The following is a 1,738-nucleotide window of genomic DNA, read 5'->3' as shown; positions in this document are numbered from 1 at the left end:
GTATGGAAAAGTAAATATTAATAGCGAGTTAGAAGACACAGAGCGTATAGTAACGCTTTTAGAGAAGAAACTTCTAGCAAATACCAATGAAGAAGATTTTTCATCTATAACATCAGTTATAGGCTTCAAGATGGACGCAAAAAATATGGTCGAGACAGGAGATAACCTTTTCCATATATTTATAGACTTAAAAGAGCGTGCACCTACAAATGCATTTGATAAATATATTAGTCCATATTTATCCATAGAATATGACTCTGCAGTATTGACAAGAGGAAATGATGCAGAAAAAATTGCTAAAGTAATAGAGACACTAATAGAACCATTTAAAATGCAAAAACAAAATGGAGACTTATTATATGAAGAGCTTGTAGTAAAAGTTCCTGGAGCCGGTGTCGTTGCATCTGATATAGAGATAAGTTTAAGCGGAAAAAGCGAGCAAGATATTTTAAAAGGGGTTAAGTATCTTAGAAGCTCGTTAGATAAGATAGAAGGCGTTAATAACTCTTCAGACGATGCAAATCCTGGAGAGAAAGAACTAAAGCTACGTGTAAATGAATATGGACAGCGATTAGGATTTAACGAAGAACTTATATCTTCTGAACTTAGATCATACTACTTAAAAGGTGAGTATGGCAAGATGTTTAACGAAGAAGGTCTTGTTCGCATAAAGATAGAGAGTGGAATCAACAAAGATATAAGTTCAATATATAATATAGAAGTCCAAGTTCCATCAACCAATAACTACGTAGCATTGCAAGATGTATGTGAATTTATCATGATACAAGGCTTTGTAGCTCTTAAAAAAGAAGATGGAACTAGAATAAGAACTGTTATGGCAACTCTCAATAAGAAAATCATAACTTCAGCAGAAGCTATGAAAGAATTAAAACCTGCATTTGATAAGCTTAAAAAAGATGGATATACAATAGACATAAAAGGTGAAGAAAAAGAGAATGCTAAAAATAAAAAAGAGATGATGCAATCTGCTGTTATTGCTATCTTTTTGATATTTATTACTTTGGTTTGGTTATTTGACTCTATTAAAAAGTCTCTAATAGTAATTAGTACTGTTCCTCTTGTTTTATTAGGTGTTTACTTTGGGCATTGGGTAATGGGAATAAATATTACAATGCCTGGAATGATAGGTATAGTTGGTCTGGCAGGTGTTGTTGTAAATGATGGTCTTATAGTTGTAAATTTTATAAAACATGCCGATGATACTGAAGAGTTGATGAAGAGAGCAGGGACAAGGCTTAGACCAATATTACTAACATCTTTAACAACAGTTCTTGGACTATCAACACTAATATTCTTCGCATCTGGACAAGCAATGATCCTTCAACCAATGGCAATTTCACTAGGCTTTGGAATCGCTTGGGCTACTGTTCTTAACTTGATTTATGTGCCTCTTTTGTATGCTGTAGTTTTTAAAATAAAAGATAGGGTTCAATAAAGAAAAGTATAAGAATCTTTTGACTATAATTGCGCCCTACAAAGCGATAGCTTGTATCTTAAATAGTGGGTCTTTAGCTCAGTTGGTTAGAGCCCTCCGCTCATAACGGAGTGGTCACTGGTTCGAATCCAGTAGGACCCACCACTTACAAACAACCTCCATAACGTACTTTCAAAGAATTTTGACTTAATTAAAAAAACGGGGGTTTAAAAACTCGCTTTTTTTGATAATTGACCAAATAATAATCTACTAAATTTAACTTCAAGCTTTTACTCAAATCTC

General features: G+C 33.5%; 1 protein-coding gene and 1 tRNA gene. Both read left to right on the top strand.

The genetic code is table 11. The annotated features are described in order from the left end of the window. A partial coding sequence (locus tag QZZ48_RS15675) for an efflux RND transporter permease subunit (protein WP_294967190.1) occupies nucleotides 1-1,456 on the top strand: 1,456 nt, incomplete at its 5' end. Nucleotides 1,457-1,523: 67 nt separating this feature from the next. Next, nucleotides 1,524-1,600 (top strand) — tRNA-Ile (locus QZZ48_RS15670). Nucleotides 1,601-1,738: the final 138 nt, after the last annotated feature.

Source organism: Sulfurimonas sp. (assembly GCF_016744025.1).
Classification (GTDB): domain Bacteria; phylum Campylobacterota; class Campylobacteria; order Campylobacterales; family Sulfurimonadaceae; genus Sulfurimonas.
Note: the sequence above shows the minus strand (reverse complement) of the source record. Positions and strands in the feature narration are given on the sequence as shown.